The organism is Halobacillus litoralis (assembly GCF_020524025.1).
Classification (GTDB): domain Bacteria; phylum Bacillota; class Bacilli; order Bacillales; family Halobacillaceae; genus Halobacillus; species Halobacillus litoralis_D.
Genome location: NZ_JAIVKN010000001.1, coordinates 37,898 through 58,996 on the forward strand (window position 1 = coordinate 37,898; position 21,099 = coordinate 58,996).

Annotated in this window: 21 protein-coding genes; 18 read left to right on the top strand and 3 right to left on the bottom strand. The window is 40.6% G+C overall.

What is annotated here, in order from left to right:
• Window positions 1-68 precede the first annotated feature (68 nt).
• The 4 genes from LC036_RS00240 (at window position 69) to LC036_RS00255 (ending at window position 5,071) form a co-directional block, all read left to right on the top strand.
• Window positions 69-1,088, top strand: a complete 1,020-nt coding sequence (locus LC036_RS00240) for a FecCD family ABC transporter permease (RefSeq protein WP_413229797.1) — start codon at window positions 69-71, stop codon at window positions 1,086-1,088.
• A complete protein-coding gene (locus LC036_RS00245; RefSeq protein ID WP_226576549.1) occupies window positions 1,085-2,077 on the top strand; it encodes a FecCD family ABC transporter permease in 993 nt (330 codons plus the stop codon). Before LC036_RS00240 ends, LC036_RS00245 begins: the two co-directional genes overlap by 4 nt.
• Window positions 2,078-2,329: 252 nt before the next feature.
• On the top strand, window positions 2,330-3,517 hold the full coding sequence (locus tag LC036_RS00250) for a NupC/NupG family nucleoside CNT transporter (protein WP_226576551.1): 1,188 nt from the start codon (window positions 2,330-2,332) through the stop codon (window positions 3,515-3,517).
• 129 nt (window positions 3,518-3,646) lie between these two features.
• Entirely contained in the window at window positions 3,647-5,071 is a 1,425-nt protein-coding gene (locus LC036_RS00255) for an aldehyde dehydrogenase family protein (RefSeq protein ID WP_226576554.1), read from the top strand.
• A 38-nt stretch (window positions 5,072-5,109) separates the two neighbouring features.
• Here LC036_RS00255 and LC036_RS00260 read toward each other — a convergent pair whose 3' ends face one another.
• Complete coding sequence (locus LC036_RS00260) at window positions 5,110-6,459, bottom strand: MATE family efflux transporter (protein WP_226576558.1); 1,350 nt, start codon at window positions 6,457-6,459, stop codon at window positions 5,110-5,112.
• Window positions 6,460-6,567: 108 nt separating this feature from the next.
• Between LC036_RS00260 and LC036_RS00265 the strand changes: the two genes are divergently transcribed.
• The 12 genes from LC036_RS00265 (at window position 6,568) to LC036_RS18535 (ending at window position 18,495) form a co-directional block, all read left to right on the top strand.
• Window positions 6,568-7,641, top strand: a complete 1,074-nt coding sequence (locus LC036_RS00265; RefSeq protein WP_226576560.1) for an undecaprenyldiphospho-muramoylpentapeptide beta-N-acetylglucosaminyltransferase — start codon at window positions 6,568-6,570, stop codon at window positions 7,639-7,641.
• 185 nt (window positions 7,642-7,826) lie between these two features.
• Window positions 7,827-8,252, top strand: a complete 426-nt coding sequence (locus LC036_RS00270) for an ATP-binding protein (RefSeq protein WP_226576562.1) — start codon at window positions 7,827-7,829, stop codon at window positions 8,250-8,252.
• A 5-nt stretch (window positions 8,253-8,257) separates the two neighbouring features.
• Window positions 8,258-8,608, top strand: coding sequence for a hypothetical protein (locus LC036_RS00275; RefSeq protein ID WP_226576564.1), 351 nt, complete (start codon window positions 8,258-8,260; stop codon window positions 8,606-8,608).
• Window positions 8,609-8,817: 209 nt separating this feature from the next.
• Entirely contained in the window at window positions 8,818-11,079 is a 2,262-nt protein-coding gene (gene helD / locus LC036_RS00280; RefSeq protein ID WP_226576567.1) for an RNA polymerase recycling motor HelD, read from the top strand.
• Window positions 11,080-11,132: 53 nt separating this feature from the next.
• Complete coding sequence (locus LC036_RS00285; RefSeq protein ID WP_226576571.1) at window positions 11,133-11,963, top strand: aldo/keto reductase; 831 nt, start codon at window positions 11,133-11,135, stop codon at window positions 11,961-11,963.
• Between the two features lie 165 nt (window positions 11,964-12,128).
• Window positions 12,129-13,151: a TIGR00341 family protein gene (locus tag LC036_RS00290; RefSeq protein WP_226576573.1), complete on the top strand. Its 1,023-nt coding sequence runs from the start codon at window positions 12,129-12,131 to the stop codon at window positions 13,149-13,151.
• 44 nt (window positions 13,152-13,195) lie between these two features.
• On the top strand, window positions 13,196-13,399 hold the full coding sequence (locus LC036_RS00295; RefSeq protein WP_226576576.1) for a hypothetical protein: 204 nt from the start codon (window positions 13,196-13,198) through the stop codon (window positions 13,397-13,399).
• A gap of 37 nt (window positions 13,400-13,436) precedes the next feature.
• A complete protein-coding gene (locus tag LC036_RS00300; RefSeq protein ID WP_226576577.1) occupies window positions 13,437-14,270 on the top strand; it encodes a S1C family serine protease in 834 nt (277 codons plus the stop codon).
• A gap of 460 nt (window positions 14,271-14,730) precedes the next feature.
• Complete coding sequence (gene sigI / locus LC036_RS00305) at window positions 14,731-15,468, top strand: RNA polymerase sigma factor SigI (protein ID WP_226576581.1); 738 nt, start codon at window positions 14,731-14,733, stop codon at window positions 15,466-15,468.
• 14 nt (window positions 15,469-15,482) lie between these two features.
• Window positions 15,483-16,607: an anti-sigma factor domain-containing protein gene (locus LC036_RS00310; RefSeq protein ID WP_226576583.1), complete on the top strand. Its 1,125-nt coding sequence runs from the start codon at window positions 15,483-15,485 to the stop codon at window positions 16,605-16,607.
• Window positions 16,608-16,681: 74 nt separating this feature from the next.
• Entirely contained in the window at window positions 16,682-17,071 is a 390-nt protein-coding gene (locus LC036_RS00315; protein WP_226576586.1) for a DUF1499 domain-containing protein, read from the top strand.
• Between the two features lie 2 nt (window positions 17,072-17,073).
• Complete coding sequence (locus LC036_RS18535; RefSeq protein WP_226576589.1) at window positions 17,074-18,495, top strand: dihydrolipoyl dehydrogenase family protein; 1,422 nt, start codon at window positions 17,074-17,076, stop codon at window positions 18,493-18,495.
• Window positions 18,496-18,529: 34 nt separating this feature from the next.
• Here the strand turns inward: LC036_RS18535 and LC036_RS00325 are convergent, their stop codons facing one another.
• Window positions 18,530-19,132, bottom strand: coding sequence for a TetR/AcrR family transcriptional regulator (locus tag LC036_RS00325; protein ID WP_226576592.1), 603 nt, complete (start codon window positions 19,130-19,132; stop codon window positions 18,530-18,532).
• 331 nt (window positions 19,133-19,463) lie between these two features.
• Window positions 19,464-19,697, bottom strand: coding sequence for a YhdB family protein (locus tag LC036_RS00330; protein WP_226576595.1), 234 nt, complete (start codon window positions 19,695-19,697; stop codon window positions 19,464-19,466).
• Window positions 19,698-19,881: 184 nt separating this feature from the next.
• On the opposite strand from LC036_RS00330, the gene LC036_RS00335 reads away from it, so the two are divergent.
• Both LC036_RS00335 and LC036_RS00340 read left to right on the top strand, forming a co-directional pair.
• Window positions 19,882-20,352, top strand: coding sequence for a hypothetical protein (locus tag LC036_RS00335; RefSeq protein WP_226576597.1), 471 nt, complete (start codon window positions 19,882-19,884; stop codon window positions 20,350-20,352).
• 108 nt (window positions 20,353-20,460) lie between these two features.
• Window positions 20,461-21,006, top strand: coding sequence for a YhcN/YlaJ family sporulation lipoprotein (locus LC036_RS00340; RefSeq protein WP_226576600.1), 546 nt, complete (start codon window positions 20,461-20,463; stop codon window positions 21,004-21,006).
• Window positions 21,007-21,099 lie beyond the last annotated feature (93 nt).

The window sequence follows — 21,099 nt, forward strand, 5'->3', positions numbered from 1 at the left end:
GCGGAGGGATTACCTCCGCTTTTCTTTATGTTATCTTGAGAGGAGAGAACAGTTAGGGGAAATGTCACGTGAATCAATTATCTAATCAACCACCTTTTTATAAATATAAATTGTTCATAGGTCTTTTGGGGGGAGCGTTTTTACTAGTTGTAAGCATTGTAGCAAGTTTGAGTATAGGAGCGTATGCTATCCCTTTTACAGAAGTGCTTTCGTTACTTTTTAACCCGGATCACAGCAAGGAAGCCTCCATTATTCATACGATCCGGCTGCCACGAGCATTAGTCGGTGTTGTGGTTGGTGCCTGCTTAGCCATGGCGGGAGGCATCATGCAGGCGATTACGAACAATCCACTGGCTTCTCCACAGATTTTCGGAGTGAATGCTGGTGCATCATTAATGGTCGTTATCGGGGTGGTTCTGCTTCCCGGACTTGGTTCTGATATTCTTATTTATTTTGCCTTCCTGGGGGCTGCTGCAGGCGGTGGAATCGTTTATTACTTAGCTTCGACCGGCGGTGGAATGACTCCTGTTAAGTTAGCCCTTGCAGGTATAACTGTGCACCTGTTTTTATCGTCTTTAATACAAGGGATTGTTCTATTTCATGAAACATCTACAGAGGATGTCCTGTTTTGGCTGGCTGGTGGAATTGATGGAAGGAACTGGTCTGATTTTTCACTCCTGCTGCCCTGGGCACTGGCTGGGTTTCTAGGTGCACTCCTGCTCGGGAAATCTCTTACGATTCTCGGACTTGGGGATGAAGTGGCGCAAGGTCTTGGGCAGAGTATAGGCTGGATTCGTGGTTCATCTGCCCTTGTCGTTATTTTACTGGCCGGTATTTCTGTTGCTGTAGCAGGACCTATTGGCTTTATTGGTTTAATTATTCCTAATATCGTAAGAAAGATTATCGGTTCTGACTACCGGGTTATCCTTCCGGTCGCAGGCCTGTTTGGTGCGGTCCTCTTAACGATATCAGACGTCCTATCGCGATTTATAGCTTTTCCAGGTGAATCACCTGTCGGAATTGTTACAGCATTAATAGGAGCACCATTCTTTTTATATTTAGCCAGTAAAGGAGGGCGTAAAGGATGAACCTAAAAAAAATCTCTCCTTTAGCATGGATTCTTTTCCTGAGTATTCTTACACTCCTGGGCGCCTTCCTATCTATTGGGATAGGAGCCGTATTCATTGATCCTGCTGTTATCCTCCATTATTTTACGGGGGGGAATGTAGAAAACAGTGGATTTATCATTGGGAACTTTCGTCTTCCCAGAATCGTTATGTGCCTTCTGGTTGGAACAGGTCTTGGAATTTCTGGTGCAATCCTCCAGGGGGTTGTGAGGAACCCTCTGGCTTCTCCCGATGTGATTGGGATTACTAAAGGTGCTGGTCTTTCTGCAGCAGCTGTTATTATTCTTTTTCCTGAACTCCCAGTCATTGGACTTCCGATAGCGGCCTTTTTCGGTGCAGGACTGGTCACAGTCGGCCTTTATTTGTTTGCGTTTAGAAAAGGAGTTCAGCCGGCTACTCTGGCGTTGGTAGGGATTGCTTTAGGTGCAATATGCCAAGCTGGAATTCAGTTTCTTACCATAAAGTTCCCAATTGAAACAAATGCTGCACTTGTTTGGCTGACAGGCAGCGTCTGGGGAAAAGATTGGGGAGATGTCTGGCTCCTGGCACCTTGGATTCTAATTGTCACGCCGATTACATTTGCTCTAGCTCCAAAGCTTGATGTTTTAAGCTTAGGCGATGATGTTGCAGAGGGGCTGGGTGAGCCGGTGCAAAAGGCGAGATTGTTGTTATTGATAATCGCCGTACTTTTGGCTGGTTCTTCTGTAGCAATTGTTGGGACATTGGGGTTCGTCGGGCTTATTGCTCCGCATATTGCAAGGCAGCTTGTAGGAAACCGTCATGCTTACTTACTTCCAGCTTCTGCATTAGTAGGAATACTTCTCCTCCTGTTAGCGGATGATCTAGGAAGGGGCTTGTTTCCTCCAACGGAAGTTCCGGCGGGGATATTCACTGCGATCATTGGTGCTCCCTATTTTTTATTTTTATTAAGAAAACTTCAGAAATCATAAAAAAACGCTTCGGCGTTTTTTTTGTGGAATTTTTGAAGAAGCTGATTTTTTATTGTTTTTTAGACTGGGATAAGTTGTTATAACTTAAGGCATATTAGATGATGAGTCCTAAAGGTTGGTGTGTTAGTAAATTATTACAGGTAAAATTACCTTGCATGACGTCTGACAACCTGATAAAATCCTAAGTGGAATTACTCAATGTAAGCATTTTCATAATTACTTTTTTTGTAAAAAACAGGGGAGGACTTATTCATGGATATACTTTTAGGAATTCTGGCAGTGGCTGTTATTCTGGGGATCGCATTCTTAATGTCCAATGACCGTAAGAACATCAATTACAAAGGTATTGGTGTCATGTTGGTTGTTCAGCTGCTGATTACTTGGTTCATGTTTAACACAGAGATTGGAAGAAAGATTATTGATGCAATTTCCTGGGGTTTCAATCAGTTAATTGCTTATGGTACAGAAGGTGTAAACTTTGTTCTTGGTGGAGTACAGGTAGGAGACAATGGAGTATTCTTCTTTAATGTCCTATTAATTATTATTTTCTTCGCAACAATCTTATCTGTTTTGACGTACTTGAAGATTCTGCCTTTCATTATTAAATATCTCGGCTGGGGACTTTCAAAAATCACGGGTCTGCCAAAAGTTGAGTCATTTAACGCCGTTAACAGTATTTTCTTTGGGCAGTCGGAAGCCTTGATTGCGATCAAATCACAATTTCACAACTTGAACGATAACCGCCTTTATATTGTTAGTGCTTCCGCTATGGGTTCTGTTTCTGCATCCATTGTTGGGGCGTATCTGGGTATGCTTCCCAGTCAATATATCCTTGTCGCCTTGCCGCTAAACATGTTTAGTGCATTAATCGTAGCTTCTATGATCTCACCTGTTAAAGTATCTAAAGAAGAAGATGTTGTCGATATTCAAGATGTATCTAATTCGAAAAGTTTCTTCGAAGCTATGGGTAACGGAGCGTTAGATGGAGGTAAGATTGCATTAATCGTAGCGTCTATGCTGATTGCTTTTATTGCCTCATTAGAACTTGTAAATGCTTTGTTTGGTGCCATTTTCAATGGCTTTACACTTCAGCAGCTGCTCGGTTACATTATTGCGCCGATCGGTTTGTTAATGGGTATCCCAGCTGCAGAAGTTCTTGACGCAGGCGCAATTATGGGTACGAAAATTGTAACCAACGAATTTGTAGCTATGCTGGAATTCCAATCCATGCTTGATGGTGTGTCTGAGAAAACTACAGGGATTGTCACTGTATTCCTGACCAGCTTTGCGAACTTTTCCTCTATTGGAATTATCGCAGGGACAGTCCAGGGAATTGATCCTGAAAAAGGTGGACGAGTTTCCGGATTCGGTCTGAAACTGTTAATTGGTGCAACACTAGGATCAATGCTCTCAGCAACTATAGCAGGTCTATTCCTATAAAATATAATGCCTGAATGGAGGTTTTCCTCTATTCAGGCTTTCTTTATATCCGCGCGCAGAGAAGTTTATACTCCCATGTACAAGGAAATAAACAAAATACAAAACTATTTTGTAAAGGGAGAGATACTCGTGGATGATTACAAGCTTTTTATTAACGGGGAATGGGTCGATACAAACGAAAAGCAGGAGGTTCTTAACAAATATACACAGAAAACGTATGCCCAGGTAGCAAAGGCTTCTGAAAAAGAGGTGGATCAGGCTGTCGGTGCTGCGTCTTATGCTTATAAGAATCATCAAATGTCACCGTATAAACGATTTGAAATCCTAAAGCGCGTTAGTGAATTACTGAAAGAAAACAAAGAGTCCCTGGCTCAAAATATAACTCATGAAGCGGGTAAGCCATTAAAGCAGGCCAGGACAGAAATCGACCGCGCCTCGCAGACTTTTGAGCTGGCAGCGGAAGAGGCTAAAAGAATTCACGGGGAAGGGGTTCCCGTAGAAGCGGCACCCGGTTCTGAGAATCGAATGGCTTTTACCATCAAAGTTCCGGTAGGGGTCGTGGGTGCTATCAGTCCTTTTAACTTTCCGATTAATCTTGTGGCCCATAAGATTGCGCCCGCTATTGCAGCAGGGAATGCTGTTGTCTTGAAACCAGCAAGTAAAACTCCAACTTCCGCTCTAAAATTAGCCGAGTTGTTTGAGGAAGCAGGGCTGCCTGAAGGATTTCTAAATGTAGTGGTTGGATCAGGTTCTACTGTAGGTAACCAGATGATGAAAGACCCCCGGATTAATCTTTATACATTCACAGGCAGTGCTGAAGTTGGATTGAAACTGAAGCAGAATACAGGATTGAACAAACTTGTACTGGAACTTGGAAATAATTCCCCTGTTATTATTGATAAGGAAGCAGACATAGAGGCAGCCGCTGAAAATGTAGCAGCAAAAAGCTTTGCCTTTGCTGGTCAGGTCTGTATATCTGTTCAGAGGATTTACGTTCATGAAGAGGTCAGGGAAGAGTTTCAACAGAAGTTTATAAACGCCATTGAATCATTGAAAATCGGTGATCCTAATGACCCTGAGACTGATGTTGGCCCAATGATCAGTGAAGATGAGGCAGAAAGAGCAGAAGAGTGGGTGCAGGAGGCCAAGGGAAGCGGTGCTCAGATCCTGTATGGAGGTAAGAGAGAAGGCGCTTTGCTGTATCCGACGATCCTCACAGATGTTCAGCCGGATATGAAAGTCGTTTGTGAAGAAATTTTTGCCCCTGTTGTAAGCATTCTTCCATTTACAGACATCAAAGAATGTATAGAGGCTGTCAATGAATCCGACTATGGTCTTCAGGGGGGAATTTTCACTCAGAATATCGATACTGCTTTCTATGCAGCCAAAAACGTGGAAGTTGGCGGATTGATGATTAACGATTCATCACAATACCGAGTGGACCTTATGCCATATGGAGGAGTCAAAGATAGTGGGTCAGGAAAAGAAGGACCGAAGTATACAATTGAAGATATGACAGAAGAACGTTTGATTGTTATGAATCTCAACCATTAATATAAAAGCCCTCCTGTCTTCAGCAGGAGGGCTTATTTTTAGCTTCCTATCTTTTGCTTTTGTAAGTAAAGCATGCGGACCATCAGTGTCAAAGCACCTGTCGTTAAACCGATAGTCAGGCTTACCCAATATCCATAAGGACCAAGAGAAGTGAAAGTAGCGAGGTAATATCCACTCGGTAATCCAATCCCCCAGTAGGAAATGAAAGCCATTATGAGAGTGATATTAACGTCTTTGTACCCTCGCAGTATTCCTTGCAAAGGAGCACCGAAACCGTCTGATAATTGAAAGAAGATGGCATAGAAAATAAAGTGTTTTGTTAACTCAATGACTTCTTGATCTGAACTATAAAGCTCTGCCACACTGTCATCAAAGATGTACAGGATTAAACCCGCTCCCACACTGAGCATGACCGCAAGTCCGATTCCAAGATAGGAATAGGTGCGGGCTTCCGTATAACGTTCTGCACCTGCCTCAAACCCTACAGCAATAGTCAGAGTGAAGGCGATGCTCAAGGGTACCATATATAAGAATGATGCAAAATTGATGGCTGCCTGGTGAGCAGCGATTGTATTGGTATCATAAGCTGTCATGAAAAAAGTAACAGCTGCAAAGATGCTCGTTTCAAAGAAAATGGCAAAACCGATAGGAATTCCTATTTTAAGCTGTTCCATCCATTCTCTTAAAGAGGGATGGGGCCATGAACGGAAGATTTTATAATGGCGGAGAGGCTCAAGGTTGTGAACAATACCAATGATAATCATGAGGGAAATCCAATAGGTGAGAGAAGAGGCAGCACCTGCACCAATACCACCAAGTTCTGGAACTCCCCACTTTCCGAATATGAATAAATAGTTTAACAGGGTATTAATAGGTAAAGTCAATAGAATGACAATCATTGATATTTTAGTGAGACCAAGAGCATCAACAAAAGATCGAAGAATGTTAAAAACGAAAAGCGGAATGATCCCCGTTCCAAGAGCAATCAGATAATATTTGGCTACGTAACGCACTTCTTGAGTAATGTCCAGCAGTGATAGTATAGGGTCTATTAAAAAGAACCCTGTTAACCCAATCAGGAGAGCCAATCCGGCAGCCAGGTAAACTCCCTGTTTTACAGAATAGGGGATCTTTTCTTCCTGGCGGGCTCCTTTTCTTTGGGCAACAATAGGAGATATAGCCATTAATATACCATTTAGACCAGTGAAAACAGGTACCCAGATGCTTGAACCGATAGCTACCCCCGCTAATTGGTCAGGTCCTGCTTTTCCTGACATAATGGTATCAAAAAAATTCATGGCATACATTCCAAGCTGTGTTACTAATATAGGAAGCAGGATGAAAGTGAATAATTTTATTTTTTCTTTTAAAGTCCGCGTTTCATACATAGAAATCTCTCTTTTCTGTTACAATTCATTTTAGAGGAACAAGAGGATTATAGCACACACAAATAGATGCCGACCAAGATAGACCTCAGAAAGGACGTTGAACGTAATATGAGTCAAAAGCGCATTTTATTCACAGGTGGAGGGACAGCAGGTCACGTCATAGTAAACCTGGCTCTTATACCGGAATTTCAGAAAAAAGGTTATGAAATTGATTATATCGGTTCCTACGAAGGCATCGAAAAGAAATTAATTGAGCCATTACACGGGGTCACATACCATGGGGTATCCACTGGAAAGCTCCGCAGATATATGTCAAAAGAAAACTTTAAAGATCCGTTTAAAGTGTTAAAAGGGTTAACTCAAGCACTAAGAATCATTCGAAAGCGTAAACCGCAGGTGATTTTCTCCAAGGGTGGATTTGTATCCGTTCCAGTCGTAATGGCCGCACGTCTAAAAAGCGTCCCTACGATCATCCATGAATCGGATTACACGCCGGGGCTTGCGAATAAATTATCTTTTCCTTTTGCAAAAAAAATATTGGCCACATTCCCTGAAACCATGAAACATCTGCCTGAAGGGAAAGGGGAATATATTGGTGCCGTAGTCCGGGAAGAACTATTTGAAGGAGACCGTTCAAAAGGGCTCGCGTTGTGTAGTTTCCATAAACAAAAACCGGTCATCATGGTCATGGGAGGGAGTACAGGGTCAAAGAGAATCAATGACGCCATCCGTGATAATTTAGACACCCTTCTGAAGAATGTGCAAATCATTCACATTTGTGGGCAAGGTCATAAAGATACATCCATTAAACGCCAAGGTTATGCACAGTTTGAGTATGTACAGGATGAGCTGAAAGACTTATTTGCGGCGACCGATTATATCGTATCTCGTGCGGGGTCCAATGCGATTTTTGAATTCTTAGCTTTGAAAAAGCCGATGCTCCTGGTTCCACTTTCAAGAAAAGCCAGCCGGGGTGATCAGATTCTAAATGCTGACTCATTTGTGAAGCAGGGATACGCCATTAAGGTTGAGGAAGAAGAGCTGACAGATGACCGCTTTATAACTGAGCTTGATAATCTGATGAATCAAAAAACGCAGTTCCTTAAGAATATGGAAACGTACCAATCAGAACGTACCAAAGAAAAAGTAATTGAAATTATTCAGGATCATGAACGAAAGTGAAAATAAAAAGCGAAATAATGGATAGTACTTTTGTAATGTAAACAAGGATTACTTTCATTTCCATTTTATGAAAAAAATCACTTATACCCTTTTAAATGAATTCCATAAAGGGAATAGGTTGGTAGGACAAGTACAACTGCAAAAGGAGAAAGAGAATTTCATCTACTCAGCAGAGGAGAGGTTGAATGATGAAGACATCTCTTGAGGCGACTATCAAACACCCAAGAGAATTACGTGCTATTCGGAAGAAATACTATCCTTATTTAGCTAAGTATTTTGGGCATGATCAATTACTCGTAGATGCTTCCATATCAGAAGCCATTTGGAATGCCTGGGAATACGGTCATAAAAAACGCACCCATTATCCAATTTTACTAAAGATAAACTTTTTGAATACACGGGTAGTAGTGAGAGTGTATGACCAGGGGGAAGGTTTTGACTGGAGGCCTTATCAATTCACAAGTGATGTGAAGCAATGGTTTCCCGAAGTAAACGATTTGGAAAGAAGCGGTCGAGGAATCATGTTAATGCTTAGAGTCATGGATGTTTTGCGTTATAATGAGAAAGGCAACGAATGTTTGCTGATGAAAAAATATCTTCTTCAGGAGTAGATGACGTGAATACAAACATCTGTCGCTATTGTTATAAAGAAATCCAAGATCGCGATGAGCTCATTACAGCTTCCAGTTGGTTTAGAGTTCGTCCTTATCACTATCGGTGTTTTGAGCTGCTGGAACAAGACACTCGTACGATTGCTGGCGCCTGGACTCCTGTGAATGGAAGAACAGGACTGGTGACGGTAGTTCTTATGGGTATCTTGTCGGTTGTCATGTTTACAACCGACATATTGGGAGGTATCGGCGATTTAATAGGGGTTCTATCCCTCTATCCGGTCGTCCTCCGGATCCTATCCTACTTTATATATGAAATGCGGCTTCCAAAGTATGTAGAAAACAAACGCAGGTAAAAGAAAAAGCGATCTTCCTCAAACAGGCAGGATCGCTTTTTTTGATATTTATAAGCGTGTGTTCTAGTGAAACCCCCGCGACCGATATCTATCTATTCTAGTAGTTGCTCTTCCATATTTTGTGTGTTATGTTAAGCTTCGTTGCTTTATCCCCCACGTATGAATCCCCTTTTCATCGTTATTCCAAAAATATGAAGGGAGTGTGACCATTGCCGGACAATCAGTCTGATTTTGATAAGGAAAAGGATCGCTTAGCCTTTACAAAAGCATATATGGAGCGCCTGATTACTTCACAGGAAACAGGTCAGCAGTCTCTAAAAAAGCGCCAGGAAGATACGCTTGAAAATCTCAGTTTTAAGGATAGTAGTCTCCGTTATCAGGAAATGTTATCTCATGCAAATTTTATGAAACTATCTAGAGATCAACTGGAAAGCCTCAAAAAACTACGATACAAGCCTTATTTTGCCCGCATTGATTTTCACCGCAAGGAAAAACCAGAACGAGAGACATTTTACATAGGGAAAACCTCTTTATTTGACCGTGAAACACAAATGCCGATTATACTGGATTGGCGTTCCCCGCTCGCTAACGTCTATTATGAAGGCAGGTTAGGTGAAGTTAGTTATGAAGCTTTAGGTGAACGTTATGAAGGCCGTGTCTCTTTAAAACGTCAGTATCAAATTGAAGAAGGGCAGTTACTAAACTATAGAGATATTGATATGACAACAAAAGACGAACTGCTCCAAGACTCTCTTGCTCAGCATGCAGAACGCCGTTTGTCAGAGATTGTATCGACCATTCAGGAAGAGCAGAACCGTATCATACGTGCAGACTTAAGAAAGCCCATTATTGTGCAGGGGGCGGCAGGTAGTGGAAAAACGACAATAGCCCTCCACCGCATCTCCTATTTTTTATACACAATGAAAGAAATCTTTCGTCCGGAAGAAATGCTGATTCTTGCTCCTAACCGTTTGTTCATTCATTACATATCGGAAGTCCTGCCCGAACTTGGGGTTGAGCGTGCAAGGCAGACTACATACATTGATTTCGTAACAAAAGCCGCAGGAATACAGTGGCCGATCATTACTCAACATAAAGTTCTAATGCAGTCTGTAGAGGGGGACGGAAATTCGGACGTGTTGCTGGCAGCGGAATTTAAAGGATCTAAGGAATTCAAAGATGTTCTGGATGAATACGTTCAATTACTTAAGGGGGATTATCGTATTCAACAGGATTTTAATCTTTCTGGTTTTCGTATCAAGAGTGCAAAAGCGATCAACCGGCTATTCTTTGAAGAGTACAGCTACTTTCCATATGAAATTCGTGTCCAAAAAATTAAAGCTGTTCTTCAAAGTGAATTGAGGCGGAAGAAAAAGCAGATCCTGGAAAAAGTAGCAGAAAAATATGATGAGGCTCTTGATCAGGCACTTTACGGGATGAGGAATCCAGAAAAACGTAAAGTACGTGTCAGTTTTTTAATTACAAGGAAAGAAGAGCGCCTGGAGGAAATAAAGAAGGAGGCAAAAACAGCAGTCTCTAAGTTCATGAAACTTTATCCAAAAATGAATGCACTAGATTCCTACAAGGAACTCTTTGAAGAAGAAACGTTTCTTTCTATTTATCAAGCGGACTCTGATTCATTGAAAAATATGAGAGAACTCACAAGAAAGGCTTTTACAAATAAACAGCTTTATTCTGAGGACTTAGCGGGGATATTTTACTTAAAAACTTTTCTGACAGGTATCCACCCTGATGATCAGGCAAAAAAAGTGGTCATCGATGAAGCACAGGATTACAGTTACTTAGAAATTTACAGCTTACGTAGAGCATTCCAAACCGATTTATTTACAATTGTTGGCGATTTAGCTCAGGGTATTTACCAGTACCGGGGGTTGAGTCGATGGGAGACACTAAAGGAGGACATCTTTCCAAAGGCAAATTACCTTACTCTACAAAAGACTTATCGGACAACAATTGAAATTATGATGCTGGCAAATGACCTGCTTGAGCTGATGCCGGCCAAACTTCCAACCGCTGAGCCTGTGGTCCGCCACGGAGACGTACCCGCTTTTTTACAGACAGAAAAGGGATGGCAGAAAACCTTCCTGCAGCTATTCAATGAGTTGGAGAATGCAGGGATGAAAAGTTTTGCTATTGTCACTAAATCAAAAGCAGAAGCAGAAGATGCCAAGGCGCATTTGGATCGGTTTAATTTGTATTTTGAGGTTCTGGGGGAGGATCAGGATGAGTTAGGGGAACGCATGATTCTGCCCGCTTATTTATCAAAGGGTCTGGAATTTGACGTAGTGTTTCTCTATAGTTGTTTCCACCCGTTCCAAATGAATGAATCAGATATGAAAATGCTCTATGTCGCTATGACAAGGCCTCTTCATCGTTTGTATATGATAGGAAGTCATCCAGAGGATTTTTTACTGCAGCACGTACATCCGGATCGTTTTTGTAAGGTTTGACAAGAACTTTAGAACGGGTATTTACTTTCTGTATAGAAAAGGAGTGGATATAAATGAGTTTAAGTCATACGGTTACATTGAAAAATGGGGTGGAGATGCCTCGTGTAGGTTTAGGTGTGTATAAAATGGACGATGGTGAAGAAGTGACTAAAGCTATACAATCAGCCGTTGATGCTGGTTACCGTCATATCGATACGGCCTCTTTTTACGAAAATGAAGAAGGGGTAGGAGAAGGAATTAAGAAATGTGGAAGGTCAAGAGAAGAACTATTTGTGACTACGAAAGTCTGGAACGATGAACAAGGGTATGAGCAGACGTTGGAGGCCTTCGACCGGAGTATGAATAAACTGGGGCTGGAATACTTAGATCTCTATTTAATTCATTGGCCTGTACCTGGGAAGTTTAAAGAGACATGGAGAGCTCTTGAAAAGTTGTATCATGATGGACGCGTGAAAGCTATAGGAGTCTGTAACTTTATGGAGCATCACTTAGATGATCTAATGGAAGATGCCGAAGTGTCACCAATGGTTAACCAGGTAGAGTTCCATCCAGCTCTTTATCAAAAAGAATTGGCGGATTATTGTTATAAGAAGGACATTCAGTTAGAAGCATGGGCACCGCTGGCAAGAGGAAGGTATTTTGATGCGGCAATCCTAAAACAGCTGGCTGAGAACTATAACAAAACCCCTGCTCAAATCATACTAAGGTGGCACCTGCAGCATGATGTAGTCGTTATTCCTAAATCATCAAACCCAGAGCGACAAAAAGAAAACCTCGATCTATTTGATTTCGACCTTAAAAGTGATGAGATCACACGCATTAACGAGCTGCATAATGGGGACCGAATTGGAAAGCACCCCGATGAGTTCGATTATAACGTTTAAGAAAAACACCAGCCACCAGGCTGGTGTTTTTTATTGGAATGCAATTAGAACTGTTCCAGAACGATATAGGTATGTTCTCTTTTCAAAAGAAGAGAGAATCAGGATCCGGTAAAAAGGGGACATTATGAAAAAACGCAGCTTATAAGTGAGAAAGAGAGATGGATCATGAATCTACAACTTATAGAAGTCTACATACCAGATCAGCATTTTGACACAATCAATGAAAAACTGCAGGATCATGAACATCGCTCTTACTGGGTTTCAAGTGAATCAGAGGAGCGAATGCTCGTTCGAATATTAGTGGATACAAAGAATGTAGAAGAAATATTGAATGATCTGGAAGAAGTGTCAAACGTAGTCGAAGGTTTCGAAACGATGCTGATCCCGGTTCAAACCTATCTTTCCAAGGATACAATTAACGAGGCAGCAAAAGAAGAAGAGGAAAAGGAAAAAGAAGATAGTGATAAAAAAGCACAATTATTGAGAGCGAGTCGTCACGAATTAATGAATGCTGCAGAGAAAAACGGTCATATAACTGTGAATTATTCTCTCCTTATTTTGTTATCGGCTATTGTTGCCACGGTAGGAATCATTAAGAATAGTGAAGCCGTTGTCATAGGTGCCATGGTGATTGCTCCGATGATTGGTCCGGTCATTGCCATTGCGTTTTCAGCTATCCTCGGAGATTATAAATTGCTGGGAAAATCGGTCCTTTCCTCCTTGTATGGTGTATTAATTGTGCTGGTTATCTCCATTGCTTTTGGCTTTCTAACCGATGCTGGAATGGAAAATAGTCAGTATTTGGACCGGACGAAAGTCACATTAATTGATATTCCACTAGGAGTTGCTTCCGGGGCAGCTGGTGCGTTAGCTTTTCTAAACAGGCTCTCTGGTAACCTGGTCGGTGTTATGGTAGCAGTCGCCCTTCTGCCTCCTTCTGTAGCCATGGGCATGTCTATTGGAGATGGTTCCTTCGATGCTGCTTATGGTGCTTTCTTATTAGTGACCGTTAACATTATGTCTATTTTACTTGCTGCTGTAACTATATTTTCAATTAGCGGCATACGTCCTGTTCGCTGGAAAGAAGTCCAAAGAGCAAATGTATCTCGGCCCCTTTCCATTGTTTTTGTGGTTGTTATTATTCTTATTCTTGCTTTTGTTATTTTGGAAGGCCAGAAAATTATTTAATTCTCCAAGTAAAGAGAACTATTGAAATCATCCTCCCATCTTCCATGTCCATAAAGAAAAGTCGTTATATAATCAATACCATTGCTGAGGATGTCGTTTATAATACCATCCTTCTAGAAAATCACTTAGTAGTTGCTTCATCTCTCGAGAAACTGTTTGGATTAAGTCATGGTACAATAGTAGAGTATAATATAAAAGAGAGGCCAATGGGATCGTATAAGGTAAGATTCGGCCCGAAAGCGAGTTGAATCACTCCTAAACTGCTGATAATTGGAGGCAGATCCTATGAATGAAAGAGAAAAAGACCAAACGGACATCATAGATGAAGATTTATATGAAGAAATAGAGGAAGAAGAACTATACGAACTCGTTCAGGAAGAAAGACGGAAAGCTATTGAACGAGCAAGAATAGAAAGAGAAGAAAGAAGGCAGAAACGCCCCTTTCCTAAATGGATATTCTGGCTGATTGCGATCATGATGGTGACAAATATTGTAGCTGTACTTCCTAACACATTCTCTATTCCTGCTGTTGATTTTCTAATGACATCAGCTAAACTTTCATCAGATGATAAGGTATCAAAATATAAACAAGCAGTGGTAGTAGTAGAAGCTGGAGAAAGCAGGGGGACAGGCTTTTCAATAAGTACGGATGGGACAATTATAACGAATCATCATGTCATAGAAGGTGAAAAGCGGATCTCTGTGGCCTTTCCTAATCAAGGGCTTTTCGAGGCAAAAGTAGTTGAGTCATATCCTGAGGTTGATTTAGCTGTTCTTAAAGTAGATGGTAAAGATTTCCCGCATTTACAGTTGGCCGGTCAAACAACATTTCAGAAGGGTGATCACGTCTATTTTATTGGGAACCCTCTTCGTTTTACAGGTATTGCCAACCAAGGGTCTATAGTAGGTTATACAAATTTATCAAATTGGGAACAAGAGGTCTTAATGCTGGATGCACCAATATATCGAGGAAATTCAGGAAGTCCCGTCATTAATAATCATGGTGAAGTCATAGGTGTTGTGTTCGCCACTAAGCATGATGAGATAGAGGGGCGCGTTGGATTAGCCGTCCCTATTGATTATTATTACCAGAAAATACAAAACGGAACTTCCCAATAGAAGTTCCGCTTTGTAAGTTTTCTATGCCCTAGGCTCTGCTTACAGTGTGAAGGCGTATCTATAAACCTCTGGATATAGGAACGAAAACAATGTTGGTTTCAGTGGGAAAGAGGAGTGGAGATTTCACGGATGTGCAGCCTGAAAAAAGGTACGGTCTATGCCTGATAGAAATAACACTTTTAGGTTTCAGTGGTTTATTTTGTATGAAAACACAGACTAAGGTTCTATTTTTTGAAATGTTTTCTTAATAAAATGTAAACCGGATGTGGTAGACCCTTCGACAATTATTCAGTAAAATGGTCATGCTTACATGCAATATCTTTTACCCAACCTAAATAAATGCATACTTTAGGAATTTTGGTTGATACAGTTTTGTAACACAATTGAAATAAAGTTAAAAAAGACACCCAGAAACGAAAAGCTCTATACGAAATCATTAATAGGCTGGAGGTGATAAAGGTTGATCAAACGTCTTTTTCAAAAGAGCGACACATCCCTGGACGCTCAAGTGGCCTCAGCTAAAAAGGGAGATGAAGAAGCAAGAAATGAAATGCTTAAACAGTATCAACCTTTTATCGCCAAAAGTGTTTCTGAAGTATGCAAAAGATATATAGATCCAACAAAAGATGATGAATTCAGTATTGGTCTTATGGCTTTCAATGAAGCCATACAATCTTACTCATCAGAAAAAGGCAGCTCTTTTCTTTCCTTCGCCAGGCTTGTCATTAAACGTAAAGTCATTGATTATATACGAAATGAACAGAAGCAGCCGATGGTAACTTCTCTCGATGAAGATTACTATGAAGAAGAGCAGATGGAAAATCCGCTTGAAATATCTGCCGCGAAAGAAAGACATCAATTGGAAACAGAAGCTTGGCAGCGGAAAGAAGAAATAATGGAATTTCAGGCCGAGTTAATAAAGTACAAATTGTCCTTTGAAGAGCTGATTGATTCCTCTCCTAAGCATCGGGATGCTCGTGAATCAGCCGTTCAAGTAGCTAGAATTGTCTTTGAAGATGTAGATCTTTGTCATCAAGTGCTTGAAAAAGGCCGCCTGCCGATCAAAGATTTGGTTGATCGTGTAGACGTAAGTAAGAAGACCTTAGAGAGAAACCGAAAATTCATCATTGCTCTTGTTCTCATCCTTAAAGGGGATTATGTATATCTTAAAGATTATCTGAGAGGGGTGGGTATGTGAGAAAAGGTATTGTCATGGAGCAGAAAAAAGATTACACGATCGTGATGACTAATGATGGTCGTTTTCATCGTGCTTTGAAAGTCAATGATGCCGACATTGGAACTGAAGTACATTTCCAAGTTATGCGTGATCAAAAAGTCCTGCATCGATGGACACAATTGATACGTAATCATCATATAAAAGTAGCGATCATTGCCATGATATTTCTAATCACATTATTTCCAGCATATTCTTGGTATGGAAATAATAAAGCATATGCGTATATGAATATTGACATAAACCCAAGTGTAGAACTTAAATTGAATGAAAAGATGCAGGTATTGGATATCGTTCCTCAAAATGCTGAAGCAGAAGAAATTCTATCTCAGTTAAGTGACTGGAAGAAGAAAGACGCCTCGGAGGTTACTTTCGATTTAATAGACGTAAGCCAGGATGAAGGTTACGTGAACCAGGAGAATCAAGTATTAATTGGAATCAGTTATCTGAAGGCTGATTATGATCAGGACTATCTAAACGAAGTGGAAGACTTCCTAATGGACCAGTCACTTGAAATGTCCGTTGCTACTTTCTTAGTTCCCGATGAATTAAGAAAGGAAGCCTTAGAACAAAAAGTACCTGTCAACGAGATGCTGGCTGAGCAATTGGATGAGCAGGCTGTCATAAAAGAAAAATCATCCGTACCTGTAACTGTTGAAGATGATGATAAGGAAATTATTCAATCTTTTTATAATAAAGACCATGCATCCGAAATAGAACAGAGCACTGATATAACTGATGACAAGTCAGAAGACTCACACGACAATGTTCAGGAAAGAGAGAATGAAACACTCCCGGCACATGTGGACCAGGACAATAAAGGAAAAAATGCAGCGCCTGGTCAGCAGAAAAAGGAAGAAATAAAAAAAAATGATGTGAAGAAACAGCAGATGAAAAATAAGAACGTTAAAGACAAGCCAAAAGAAAAAAACGACCACTATTCAGGTTCAAAGAAATCAATGGATTCAAAAGAGAAGCCTGAAAAGAAAATCTCTGAAAAAGAAGATCCTCCGGGGCAGCAGGGGAAACATAAAGAAAAGAAAAACGAAAAAGAGAAGAAAAACGAAAAAGAGAAGAAACATAAGAAAGAGAAACACTCCTGAAACTTGTTCCGGAGTGTTTTTTTATTGTCTTTTGAGTGAATATAGAGATAGAGTTAAGAAAAGGAGGAGAAATAATGAGCAAAACATACTTAGGAGTAAAAGATGGACAATTATCCGAATGCCCGGACTCACCTAACTGTGTATCCACACAATCTGAACAAGAAGATAAAAAAATGACTCCTTTAAAATTCTCAAAAGATCTAGAAACGACCAAGAGTCTGATTAAAGAAATCGTAGGCCAAAGAGAACGTACAACATTGGAGTCAGAAAATGAAGATTACATCCATTGTGTCGTTGAGTCCAAATGGTTGAAGTTTAAAGACGACGTTGAATTTTACTTTGATACACAAAACAGGGTTGTTCATTTTCGTTCTGCTTCTCGAGTTGGTTATTCAGACTTCAAGGTTAATCAAAAGCGTATGAAAGCAATTTCGGACCAATATGAGAGTATGAGGAGTGAATAACTGTGAGTTTTGATTATCAGATTGCTGTTATCGGCGGTGGTTCAGGCGGGTTAACTGTAGCCGCTGGCGCAGCGAGCTTTGGAGCTAAAGTCGCTCTGATTGAACGTAAACCACACCTTGGCGGGGACTGTCTACATTATGGTTGTATGCCTTCGAAGGCATTAATTCAAGCCGCTAAAGAGGTATTTGAAACGTCGAAATATCAGCAATTGACAGATGTTGATTATGATCGTCTTTTTGAGGGGGCTATGAATCGCGTTGAAGAAGCCGTAAAAGACGTACAAGATCATGATTCTAAAGACCGCTTTGTTGAGCTCGGCATTGATTTGTTTGAGGCAGAAGCTTTTTTTGAAGATGAGCATACATTAAGAGTCGGGGATCGTCGAATCACGGCTAAGCGTTTTGTAGTTTCTACAGGATCTTCCCCATTCATCCCTCCTATTAACGGAGTAGATACAGTGGATTATTTAACAAATGAAACGATATTTTCCTTAAGGAAACGTCCCCGGTCTATGGTTGTCATTGGTGGAGGAATTATAGGAGTTGAATTGTCTCATGCCATGAGTCGTCTAGGTGTTGAAGTCACCGTGCTTGAAGGTGGAGACAAAATCCTTTCCAATGAAGACGGGGAAATAACGGATATTGCACAGCGGTCAATAACAAAAGAACTGCATGTCCTGACTAACGCCACAGCTGACCGTATTGATCCTTTTGAAGAAGGAGTAAAGGTCAGTTACACGAAAGATGGCGTGCAGAATGTCATTCAGGCGGACCGCTTGTTGATTGCTACAGGCAGAAAGGCAAATATCGAAAGCCTGAACCTTGAGCAGGCAGGTGTAGAGGTAAGCAACGGGTCCATTAATGTGGATTCCTCGCTTAAGACAAGTCAGAAACATATTTTTGCCGTAGGTGACTGTAATGGATCCATGCCTTTTACACATGTGGCAGGAATGGAAGGGAAGATTGCCGTATCGAATGCTGTTTTAGGCCTTTCTAGAAAAGCTTCGTACGAGAAGATTCCGTGGGTTGTGTATACTTCACCTGAAATTTATCATTTAGGACTTACAGAGCAGGAAGCACGTGAAAAATATGGAGATGATCTTCTTACATTTAAGACGAAGCTTTCAAACAATGATCGATTTATGGCAGAGAGAAATACAGAGGGATTAGTGAAAGTGTTGACGACTAACAGAGGGAAAATTGTAGGAGCTCATGCAATTGGTGCAGGTGCTGGGGAGTGGATGCAGGAAGTTGGAACGGTCCAAGCGTTAAATAAAAAGTTTCAGGCCATTTCAAATATCATTCATCCATATCCGGCGCGAAATAATGTTATCTCACAGACAGCGGATTTATATTGGAGAGAGAAGCTGTTTGGAAGTCGTTTAAATGATATTATTCGCTGGTATGTAAAAAAATTAAGATAATAAAAAGCTGTCCAATTATTATTGGACAGCTTTTTTAACTACTGGAGTGGTCCTTATGATTACCGGCAAGGCCATAAAAAAACATATGAGTGACTTCTTCACTAAAGTCAGATAAAGAATGTTCAGCTTCTGAAGACTGCAGGGCCTGTTGATACATTTCGATATAGAAAAGAATCGCACGGAATGAGAGGTCTGGATGTACATACCCGGCATCTTTTCCTTGCTTTATGAGTTCCATAAGAAGAGGAATAGAGTGATTCTTCGTAAAAGACTCGGTAAGCTTTTGAATGTTTGGGTGATCAGTCATAATGGCTTGAAGAAATCCCGGATCAACATGAAGGATACTCTCTTTCTTACCATGAATAATGTGTTCGATTTTATCTTTGAAATTTATGGAGGGATCATGAACGATATGGCGGAATTGTTCTAACCGTTCGTACATAAACTTCTTGATCGTTTCGTATAAAAGCTGATCTTTCCCACCAAAGTAATTATATATGGTTACTTGTGATACAGCGGCCTTCCTGGCAATTTCCTGAACACTTACCTTTGCTACTCCGTATTCAGAGAATAAGGAAAGGGAAGCGTTAAGGATGTTTTCTTTCTTTCGTTCTTTTCTTTTTTCGAATCCATTCATTCTCTACACCTCTTCCAATCATCATACACGAGGATATGAACCGGTTCAATTCATATATTTCATATTTGGTATTTGCCAGGTCCATCTAAAAAAGTAACAGCTACTCATATGTACCAAACCTTTTTGTTTATTTAGGGTAACACCTATAAAGAAAGCCTGTAAGGCAGGAGGATCAAAGCAGGAATATTTCCTTTATCCTGGTAACAAATCTTAAGCTATACTACCGCACGGCTATGTAAAGTCAACGCCGACGGAGTCTTTTAAAAAAAGGAATGTCCATTTAATTTAGGACATTCCTTTTTTTTATAGAAGCATCAGCCAATCACAGTGATTATGTGAAGCTGGGCTGGATCATTGTGGTTTGTGCATGATCAATATAGTTTAACAAAGCTTCATGAGACTGCAGCATTTCACTTTGTTGACTGGGGTAATAGCAGGAATGGAGAAATGTCTCTATCTTCTTAGATAAAAATTCATCCTTCGTGCGGACCATAAGGACCAGCAGGTCATCCCACTGCCCCCAGATCATATAGTGAAGAGCTTTGTCGTAATCGTAGGCATTCATCAGCAACACTTCCCTTATGAAAGGAGTGTTTTTATTATCTCCTACCGCCCTTCTACTCACTCAGAGAGTTCGTCACAGTTCTGGGATTAACGACACAATGTTGCGTATTTCTTCCACAAAGAAATGGAAATTTTGTTATGATGGTATCGATAGTTTTTCTTGGACAGGAAGGGGAAAATAGCTGATGACGGAAAAAAGACTGCTTTACGTGAATTTGGGAAGTGTCATTACATTTGTGTTGTTTTTGTTTCTGAGCTTTGTGACAGCTGAAACAGAAAGCACACATCGAGTAATGATTATAATTTGTGAAATCACCGGGGGTATAACATTTATTTTTGCTATCATTTCTCTTTTCTACATAAGAAGTGATCACCGCTATATGTCGGTGGCCATTTTGGCTTTTTTGTCCCCGTGGCTTATTTATGCTCTGGGATATGAAATGAAGCTTAGTTCAGATACTTCGTACATATGGACTTGGTTTATAAGCCTTTATTTACTGATTACCGCGGGAATTGTTTTATTAAGGTACTGCTACAGAAAAGTGGAAAATGGATTGAAATTGGCACCGGTTTTTCTTTTGTTTTTTCATGCTATTTTTATCGTTTATCTTATTTTTATTCACATATGGTGGAGCCTGCCTTTTATCGGCAGCTAAAAAGCTTTGGCCTTGCGCCTCAGCTTTTTTTTTTGCCTGTTTTTACAACCGCATATTTGAAAGATGGTCACACATACTAAAGGTAATCGTGAAAGGAGGTAATTGAATATGAAGATGAAGCTATGGGCTATCGGTTTATTGGCTGCTGGTTCACTCGTTGCTTGTCAAGCTGAACAAGAAGCAGGCAATGATAAAGGAAACTATAATGGTGTCGAGAACACAAGCTTCGAACGCTCTGCTGACAACATGTATGAAGAAGGACAAAATGCTAACAAATATGATAATGACCGTGGCATGGTACACAATACGAACTACCATGTTGCTAAAGATGCGGCTAACCGTATCATCCGAAATGTTGACGGGGTGGATCGAGCGTATGTTCTTAAAACACGTGATAATGCATACGTAGCGGCTGAATTGGATAACCCTTCAGGTGATAAGAATGAAATATCGGATAAAATGGAGAAGCAAATTAAAAAGGCTGTAAAATCTTCCGACCAGGATATCAACAATGTTTATATTTCAACGAATCCAGATTTCGTGGATTTAACGAATAATTATGTTGAAGATGTAGATAATGGGGAACCGGTTCGTGGTTTCTTTCGTGAGTTTGGTGAAATGGTAGACAGGATTTTCCCAGATCAACGTTCGTAACAAAGAAACCAGCTCCTGCCAGGGGCTGGTTTTTTCAGGTGTTTTCGGTTCTCATTTCTTAAATGGAACTACAGATGCTCATAGGCTGCAGGG